The sequence below is a fragment of the Thioalkalivibrio denitrificans genome (genome assembly GCF_002000365.1).
GTDB lineage: Bacteria > Pseudomonadota > Gammaproteobacteria > Ectothiorhodospirales > Ectothiorhodospiraceae > Thioalkalivibrio_A > Thioalkalivibrio_A denitrificans.
Genome location: NZ_MVBK01000112.1, coordinates 398 through 8,303 on the forward strand (window position 1 = coordinate 398; position 7,906 = coordinate 8,303).

At 64.5% G+C, this 7,906-nt stretch carries 8 protein-coding genes; 7 read left to right on the top strand and 1 reads right to left on the bottom strand.

Annotated features, from left to right (window positions below; genetic code table 11):
* The first annotated feature begins 125 nt into the window (after positions 1-125).
* From B1C78_RS15505 to B1C78_RS15520, 4 genes are all read left to right on the top strand, one after another.
* Positions 126-1,055, top strand: a complete 930-nt coding sequence (locus B1C78_RS15505; protein WP_077280076.1) for a hydrogen peroxide-inducible genes activator — start codon at positions 126-128, stop codon at positions 1,053-1,055.
* A 280-nt stretch (positions 1,056-1,335) separates the two neighbouring features.
* A complete protein-coding gene (locus tag B1C78_RS15510) occupies positions 1,336-1,830 on the top strand; it encodes a rubrerythrin family protein (RefSeq protein ID WP_077280077.1) in 495 nt (164 codons plus the stop codon).
* Between the two features lie 92 nt (positions 1,831-1,922).
* On the top strand, positions 1,923-2,093 hold the full coding sequence (locus B1C78_RS15515; RefSeq protein ID WP_077280078.1) for a rubredoxin: 171 nt from the start codon (positions 1,923-1,925) through the stop codon (positions 2,091-2,093).
* Between the two features lie 137 nt (positions 2,094-2,230).
* On the top strand, positions 2,231-3,376 hold the full coding sequence (locus tag B1C78_RS15520) for an NAD(P)/FAD-dependent oxidoreductase (RefSeq protein ID WP_077280079.1): 1,146 nt from the start codon (positions 2,231-2,233) through the stop codon (positions 3,374-3,376).
* Positions 3,377-3,422: 46 nt separating this feature from the next.
* Here B1C78_RS15520 and B1C78_RS15525 read toward each other — a convergent pair whose 3' ends face one another.
* A complete protein-coding gene (locus B1C78_RS15525) occupies positions 3,423-4,334 on the bottom strand; it encodes a GGDEF domain-containing protein (RefSeq protein WP_077280080.1) in 912 nt (303 codons plus the stop codon).
* A 190-nt stretch (positions 4,335-4,524) separates the two neighbouring features.
* Here B1C78_RS15525 and B1C78_RS15530 point away from each other — a divergent pair, with 190 nt between their 5' ends.
* From B1C78_RS15530 to B1C78_RS15540, 3 genes are all read left to right on the top strand, one after another.
* Positions 4,525-6,402 (top strand): ATP-binding cassette domain-containing protein, encoded by a 1,878-nt coding sequence (locus tag B1C78_RS15530; protein ID WP_077280081.1) that lies wholly within the window; start codon positions 4,525-4,527, stop codon positions 6,400-6,402.
* A 223-nt stretch (positions 6,403-6,625) separates the two neighbouring features.
* Positions 6,626-6,922 carry a hypothetical protein gene (locus B1C78_RS15535; RefSeq protein ID WP_077280082.1) on the top strand — a complete coding sequence of 99 codons (297 nt, stop codon included), beginning with the start codon at positions 6,626-6,628 and terminating at the stop codon, positions 6,920-6,922.
* Between the two features lie 262 nt (positions 6,923-7,184).
* Positions 7,185-7,811: a MarC family protein gene (locus B1C78_RS15540; protein ID WP_077280083.1), complete on the top strand. Its 627-nt coding sequence runs from the start codon at positions 7,185-7,187 to the stop codon at positions 7,809-7,811.
* Positions 7,812-7,906: the final 95 nt, after the last annotated feature.

The following is a 7,906-nucleotide window of genomic DNA, read 5'->3' on the forward strand; positions in this document are numbered from 1 at the left end:
AAGTCCGACAGGCTCCTAGAGACAAGCTACAAGAGGCAAGAGCCAAGACGGGCCCTCGGGCCGCCGGTCGGCGGGTTTTCTTGTATCTTGTATCTTGTATCTTGCCTCTAAAGTATTCCTTCCTTATGACACTGACCGAACTCCGCTATATCGTGGCCGTGGCCCGGGAACGCCATTTCGGGCATGCGGCCGAGGCGTGTCACGTGAGCCAGCCCACCCTGAGCGTCGCGGTCAAGAAGCTCGAGGATGAACTGGGCGTGACACTGTTCGAGCGTAATCGGGGCGAGGTCTCGGTGACCCCGGTGGGCGAGCGGGTCGTGGCCCAGGCGCAGCGTACCCTGGAGGCGGCGGAAGGCGTGCTGACTGCCGCCCGCGAGGGGCAGGATCAGCTGAGCGGGCCACTGCGCGTGGGGGCCATCTTCACCATTGCGCCCTACCTGATGCCGCACCTGATCCCGGCCCTGCGTGCCTCAGCCCCGCACATGCCCCTGGTCATCGAGGAGAATTACACCGCCCGGCTGGCCGAGCGCCTCAAGCACGGTGAACTGGATGTAATCGTCATTTCGCTGCCGTTCGATGAGCCGGGCATCGTGACGTTGCCGCTCTACGACGAACCCTTCGTGGCTGTCCTGCCCGCCGGTCACCCCTGGAGCGAGCGGGAGGAACTGGGTCTCACCGAGATGGCCTCGGAGAACCTGCTGTTGCTCGGTGCCGGGCACTGTTTCCGGGACCAGGTGCTGGAACTGTGCCCCAACTGCCACCGTACGGTGACCTCTGACCACAGTATCCAGCGTACCGTGGAGGGCAGCTCGCTTGAGACTATCCGCCACATGGTCGCCTCCGGCATGGGCGTCACCATCCTGCCCTGCACCGCGGCGGGCGCCGACCGCTATGCGCAACGCCTGCTCACCCTTCGCCGCTTCAGGCCGCCGGTGCCCAGCCGTCGGGTGGCGCTCGCCTGGCGCGTCAGCTTCCCACGCCCCAAGGCCATCGAGGCCGTGCGCCAGGCCATCCTGGACGCGGACCTGACCTGCGTGGAGCCGATCAAGCCCTGAGTCGGGTTACTTGCAGGTGTCTGTAGGGGACGCGGCGGGCGCAGAGGCGCGGAGAAGGCAGAGGTAAGAGGCTGAAACTCTAAGTGTTTCTCTGCGTCCTCCGCGCCTCTGCGCCCTCCGCGTTACCCAGCCTGCGTTGAAGAAGCACCACCGGTTCCATGATAGGCGCAGTCTATGTTTCTATTTTAATAATTAAATTGGATGCATTGATAGCCAATAACTAACATGACCTCCAAGCCGCGCCCTGCGGCATCCATTTTCAAACCCGGAGGTCAACATCATGAAGCAGAACGAAAACGGTTCGGTCACCGTGAAGAACCTGGAAGCCGCGTTTGCCGGCGAGTCCATGGCCCATATCAAGTACCTGTATTTTGCGAAGATCTGTCGCGAGATGGGCGATGAGCAGAGCGCGAAGGCCTTCGAGGCCACGGCGGCCCAGGAGGTCCAGCACGCCTTCGGCCATCTGGACCTGCTGTTCCCGAAGGACCGCATGAATCCTGCCCGCTGCCTGGAGCTGGCCATTGAGGGCGAGACCTACGAGTACAGCGAGATGTATCCGCAGTTTCGCCACCTGGCCATGCAGGAGAAGAACGAGGCGGCGGTGCGCGAGTTCGATGAACAGATCGCCGAATCCATCGAGCACGCGGATTTCTTCCAGTCGGTTCTGGAAAAGGCCGCCAAGCGTTTCGCTGCACTGGCCCGCGTCGAGGAGCGTCACGCGAACCATTACAAGGAGGCCCTGGCGCGCGTGGAGGCGGTGCGGAAAGTCGCCTAAGGGCAGGTACAAGATACAAGAGTAAAGGTACAAGAGGGCGGGGCGGTGAGCCGCCCCGGCCGGACAACTGAACACAGTATCGGAGATCGATTATGAAGAAGTGGGAATGTGTGGTGTGCGGATTCATCTATGACGAGGCGGTGGGCATGCCCGAGGACGGTATACCGGCCGGCACCCGGTGGCAGGATATTCCGGATGACTGGGAGTGCCCCGAGTGCGGCGTGGCCAAGGCGGACTTCGAGATGGTGCTGGTGGCGGCGTGAGGCGTGGTGCAATCCCTATCGCCTTTCGCCTCCCACCTCACGCTTCACCCGGCTTCAAGGAGGCAACGACATGAAAAGCAAACCGATCATCAAGTGGTGGCGCCTCGTCGGGCGCTGTTACGCGGGAGCCTGAACCGATGTCGGGAGTCGTGATCATCGGCACGGGGCTCGCCGGCTACACGGTGGCGCGCGAGTTCCGCAAACTGGATCAGGAGACACGGCTGACCCTGGTCACCGCGGATGACGGGGCGTTCTATTCCAAGCCCATGCTGTCAAACGCGTTTGCCGCAAACAAGGATGCGGATGCGTTGATCAATCAGCCCGCCGAGATCATGGCGCAGCAGCTTGATGCGCGTATCGTCACCCATCGCCGCGTGGTGGCCATCGACACCACGGTGCGTACGGTCGTGCTGGATGACGGCGAGACCCTCCCATACGATCGCCTGGTGCTGGCGGTGGGTGCCGATCCGATCCGGCTGTCCTACGCGGGTGACGGCGTGGACGCGGTGCGCTCGGTCAATAACCGGTTGGACTATGCCCGTTTCCGGGAGGCCATCGAGGGCGTGGATCGGGTTGCGATCATCGGTCCGGGGCTGATCGGCTGTGAGTTTGCCAACGACCTGCGCGGCAGCGGCCGCGAAGTGCACGTAATCGGTCCGGATAACTGGCCGTTGGGCAGGCTGGTGCCGGAGGCGGCGGGCAACGCCCTTCGTCGTGGCCTGGAGGAGGCCGGCATCCGCTTTCACCTGGAGACGGTCGTGGAGCGTATCGACCGGGACGGTTCCGGCTTTAGGCTGACGCTCGCCAACGGCGAGACCCTGGAGGCAGGCGCCGTTCTGTCGGCTGTGGGACTTCGCCCCGATGTGCGCCTCGCACGCGAGGCCGGTCTCGAGACAGACAGGGGTGTGGTGGTGGACCGCACCCTGGCCGCTTCGGTGCCTGGGGTGTATGCGTTGGGCGACTGTGCCCAGGTGGCCGGACTGGTGCTGCCGTTCGTGATGCCCATCATGCACGCCGCCCGCGCCCTGGCGAAGACCCTCGCCGGCGATCCTGCGGAGGTGCGCTATCCGGCCATGCCGGTGGTGGTGAAGACGCCGGCGCACCCCGTGGTGGTGTCACCACCCGTGCCCGGTGCGCCCGGGGAGTGGCAGGCGGAGCCCGTGGGTGACGGTGTGCGGGCCCTGTACAGGGACGGCGAACGGCTCCACGGTTTCGTGCTGACCGGCGAGGAGGCGGTGAAGGAGAAACAGGCGCTGGCGAAGCAGGTGCCGGCCGTCCTTTAGGACGGCAGAGGCAAGATTCAAGAGGCAGGAAAGTGCGGGTTTCGGGTCAGCCGGTTTTCACCCGATCGCGGCCGGCCTGCTTGGCGGCGTACATGGCGCGGTCCGCCCGGTCGAACAGGCTTGCGGCGGTGTCCAGTTGCGACGCCTCGGCCACGCCGATGCTGGCCGTCAGAGCGATGCCGGGAACGGCGAGCTGAATTTCCGGGCACTCCCTGAGGGCTGTGCGGATGCGCTCGCCCGCCTGACGGGCCTCCTCGACACCGGCGCCGCGCAGGACCGCCACGAATTCCTCCCCGCCGAAGCGAAACAGCATGTCGCTTTCCCGTGTGGCGCCTGCCAGGCAGCGCGCCGTGGCTCGCAGCACCTGGTCGCCCGCGGAGTGGCCCAGCCTGTCGTTGACTTGCTTGAAGTGGTCCACGTCCACGACCAGCAGGGCGAGTTTCTGTTGGCCACGTCGCAATGCCGCCAGTTCACGGGGCAGCACGTGTTCCATGGCGATTCTGTTCTGCAGGCCCGTGAGCGGGTCGGTCTGGGCCGCCATCAGCGCCTGTTGGTAGAGCAGGCTGTTGCGCAACGGATAGACCAGCACGGCCAGCAGCCGCTCCAGCTCGCGGAGTTCCTCTTCCCGGAACTTGCGCCCACGCAGAAAACGCAGTTCGCCGATCGCCTCGTTCTCCACGATCAGGTTATAGCTGCAGGAATGTCGGGACACGCGGCCGCAGGTGAGGTGCAGCCCACGGGTCGAACACTCGTAGGTCATGCCGTCGTGAGGGACGCTGCAGCGGATGGCCTCGGAGAACATCTCCAGCAGGCAATCCAGGTCCAGCGTGGTCTGCAGCCGCTGTGCCAGCTCCGCAGCGGAAGAGACCGGGTGGGGAACAGGGGAGCGACCCGATCCGTTGCCCGGCATGGGGGTCTGTTTGCCCAGCAACAGGTTGTGCGTAAAGGTCAGTTTCATGTAGCCGGTTCTTTTTATCCGAGGGCTTGTGGCGAGATAAGCGAGAATCGTGCCAACAAAAATTATTTATATGATACAGTTGGTTACGATTCATAGTTGTAATCGTGGCGGAAAAATGACGCCGCAGGGCCGATGCTTGCCGGTCCGGATGACGGAAATCCGTGTCCGGTGACTGCTACACTGCGCGCCCATGCTGAAGCTCAGCGGACTCTCCCTGCGTCGTGGTCCCCGGGTCCTGTTTCGGGAAGTGAGCCTCGCCGTGCACGCGGGCTGGCGGGTGGGGCTCACGGGCGCCAACGGCACCGGAAAATCCAGCCTGTTCGCCCTGTTGCGCGGGGAACTGTCAGCCGATGAGGGACGCTGCGAGTGGCCCTCGGAGTGGGTCATTGCCACCGTGGCCCAGGAGACATCGGCCACGGATCGTTCGGCCCTGGACCACGTGCTGGACGGGGACGCGGAGTTGCGCGCCCTGGAGTCGGATCTGACCCGCGCCCAGGCCGAGGGGGACGGCACCCGGATCGGCAGACTGCATGAGCGGCTCGATGCCGTGGATGCATGGCGGGCGCAGAGCCGGGCGGCGCGGTTGCTCCACGGCCTGGGTTTCTCCGAGGCCGACCTGTCCCGCCCGGTGTCGGACTTCTCGGGTGGCTGGCGTATGCGCCTGAACCTGGCCCAGGCGCTCATGTGCCGGTCCGACCTGCTGCTTCTGGACGAACCCACGAACCACCTGGACCTGGACGCCGTGCTCTGGCTGGAGCAGTGGCTGGGCAGCTACCCGGGCACGCTGCTCCTGGTGTCCCACGACCGGGCCTTTCTGGATGCGGTGGTGGATCATGTGGCGCACATCGAGCGGCAGAGCATCACGCTCTACACGGGCAACTACAGCAGTTTCGAGCGGCAGCGGGCCGAGGCCCTGGCGCAGCAGCAGGCCCTGTTCGAGCGCCAGCAGAGCGAGATTGCGCACATGGAGCGATTCGTCGCCCGATTCCGCGCCAAGGCGACCAAGGCGCGGCAGGCCCAGAGCCGCATCAAGGCCCTGGAGCGCATGACACAGGTGGCGCCGGCCCATGCGGACTCCCCGTTCCGATTCACCTTCCCGCCGCCGGGGCGGCTGCCGAACCCCCTGCTCCAGCTGGCGGATGTAGTGGCCGGGTATCCGGGCCACGTGGTACTGGAGAGGGTCAATGTCGCGATGAGGCCCGGCGATCGCATCGGGCTGCTGGGGCCCAACGGGGCCGGCAAGTCGACGCTTATCCGGGTGCTGGCCGGTGAACGCACACCGATCGCCGGTGCACGCGAGCCGGCCACGGATCTCGCGACGGGCTATTTCGCCCAGCACCAGCTGGAACAGCTGGATCCCCAGTCCTCACCGCTGCTGCACCTGCAGCGCCTGGATCCCCGGGCCACGGAACAGTCCATCAGGGACTTCCTGGGCGGTTTCGGCTTTGCGGGCGACATGGCGCTGGCCCCGGTCGCGCCGTTCTCAGGCGGCGAGAAGGCCCGGCTGGTGCTCGCCATCCTGGTTTGGCAGCGGCCCAACCTGCTGCTGCTGGACGAGCCCACCAACCATCTGGACCTGGAAATGCGCCTGGCTCTGGAACTGGCGTTGCAGGAATACGAAGGGGCGCTGGTGGTGGTGTCCCATGACCGGCATCTGCTCGAGTCGGTGTGCGATGAACTGTGGATCGTGTCCGGTGGCGGCGTGGCACCTTTCGACGGAGACCTGGAGGATTACCGGCAGTGGCTCATGCGAAGGGATCCGGACCGAACGGCGATGGAACCGGCAGGGGATGGGGTGCCGGATCGCAGGACCCAGCGCCGGGAGGCCGCCGAGGCGCGCCGTCGCCTCAAACCCCTGCGTGACGCCTGCGCCCGCCTGGAAAGCCGCCACGATGAACTCGCGGCGGAGAAGGCGCGCATCGAGGCCCGGCTTGCCGAACCGGACATCTACGACGAAAACAGCAAACCGGAACTGCAGACCCTGCTTGCCCGGCAGGGGGAACTGGTCCGGGAGCTGGAGGCGGTGGAAAATGAATGGATGGAGGCGCTTTTAAAGTTGGAAGGGTGAATTGAAGTGGGAAGTGTGAATTGGGAAGTGGGAAGTGGGAAGTTAAAAGACCCGCTCCCCGGCGTTCCCCGCATTTCGGGGACGTGAGTAAGGTCTGGGTCAGAGTGGTTTTATTCCGACTTCCCAATTCACACTTCCCACTTCCAGTTGTGTCCCGCTTGCAATGTCGGGTCGGGAGGGTAGGTTAGGGGGTGAGCCTGAGTGAGGGTTAAGGAGGCAGGTGATGAATCGCGATGAGCTGAACCGCCGTTGCGTCGAGCTGTTCCAGCATCCGGATGTGCAGTTGCGCTGCTGGCATCCGCGCATGTTCTGGGAGACGGGCATGAAGGACAACCCGACGCCGGAAGACCTGATCCGGCCCAAGGTGGACCTGCGCGAACTGGAGGTGCTGCTGTCCGAGTCGGCCCATGTGCCGTCCGAGTGCGTTGATGAACTCAACCGCGAGGCGCCCGGGCGCGCGGATCTCATCCGTCACATGGCGCGCAGGGGGGAGATGCCGTATCTGCAACGCCCGCATTGAATCAGTCTGGGGAATGCTGAAAGGCGGTTAGCCACAGAGGGCTCAGAGGTCACAGAGAAAACCCGGTCATCTCGCGAAGGTGCAAAGGAAATCTTTTCGAATGGCCTTCTTTGCGCCTTCACGCGAAATCAGGTTTTTGGAGCATTTGGTCTTTTACCTCTGTGCCCTCTGTGCCCTCTGTGGCTAAGGAATTTTTTTGGCCTGAGCATCAGATACTGAGAAGGCGCGCGATCAGGCTCGTAGCTCAAGCTATACTGCCGGCATGTTCGAAATCCTGCTGGGCGCCTTTGTGTTGCTGTTCATCGTGGTGGACCCCATCGGGGTGGCGGCCATTTACGCGGCGTTGGTGCACGACATGCCCCGGGAGGCGCAGCGGCGGATCGCACGCAACGGCGTGCTGCTCGCCGCGGGCATCCTGCTGACATTCATGCTGGTTGGCAACGGCCTGCTGGCCATGCTCGGAATCAGCATCCCCGCCTTTCGTGTCGCGGGCGGGGTGCTGTTGTTCATCCTCTCCCTGGACATGATCTTTGCCCGTCAGTCCGGGCTTCGGGCCACCACGCTGCGCGAGCAGCGGGAGGCCTCGCACCGGCAGGACATTTCGGTGTTTCCCCTGGCCTTCCCCCTGATCGCCGGCCCCGGTGCCATGACCACCGTGCTGCTCATGGCGTCCGCCGGTCATGCGCCACCGGTGATGGCAGCTCTGGTGGTGGTGGTGGTCCTGGTGCTGGGGCTGACGCTGCTGGCGTTGCGGTTTGCCCCCGTGATCATCGGCGCGCTCGGCGAGACCGGCATCAACGTGGTGAATCGCCTGCTGGGCCTGATCCTCGCCGCGCTGGCGGTTCAGTTCGTCCTGGACGGGGTACGTGTCGGTCTGGGGCTGGAGTAGGGATGGTCAATTGTCAGCTGTCCGTGGTCAGTTGTTGAAGGCCCCTTGACAAACTCTCTGCAGAACCCAGGCTCACGACAACTGACAACTGACAA

Bases quoted from the DNA above. Each gene is read 5' to 3' on its own strand.
- B1C78_RS15505 (WP_077280076.1), top strand. From the start codon at position 126: ATGACACTGACCGAACTCCGCTATATCGTGGCCGTGGCCCGGGAACGC.
- B1C78_RS15510 (WP_077280077.1), top strand. From the start codon at position 1,336: ATGAAGCAGAACGAAAACGGTTCGGTCACCGTGAAGAACCTGGAAGCC.
- B1C78_RS15515 (WP_077280078.1), top strand. From the start codon at position 1,923: ATGAAGAAGTGGGAATGTGTGGTGTGCGGATTCATCTATGACGAGGCG.
- B1C78_RS15520 (WP_077280079.1), top strand. From the start codon at position 2,231: ATGTCGGGAGTCGTGATCATCGGCACGGGGCTCGCCGGCTACACGGTG.
- B1C78_RS15525 (WP_077280080.1), bottom strand. From the start codon at position 4,334: ATGAAACTGACCTTTACGCACAACCTGTTGCTGGGCAAACAGACCCCC.
- B1C78_RS15530 (WP_077280081.1), top strand. From the start codon at position 4,525: ATGCTGAAGCTCAGCGGACTCTCCCTGCGTCGTGGTCCCCGGGTCCTG.
- B1C78_RS15535 (WP_077280082.1), top strand. From the start codon at position 6,626: ATGAATCGCGATGAGCTGAACCGCCGTTGCGTCGAGCTGTTCCAGCAT.
- B1C78_RS15540 (WP_077280083.1), top strand. From the start codon at position 7,185: ATGTTCGAAATCCTGCTGGGCGCCTTTGTGTTGCTGTTCATCGTGGTG.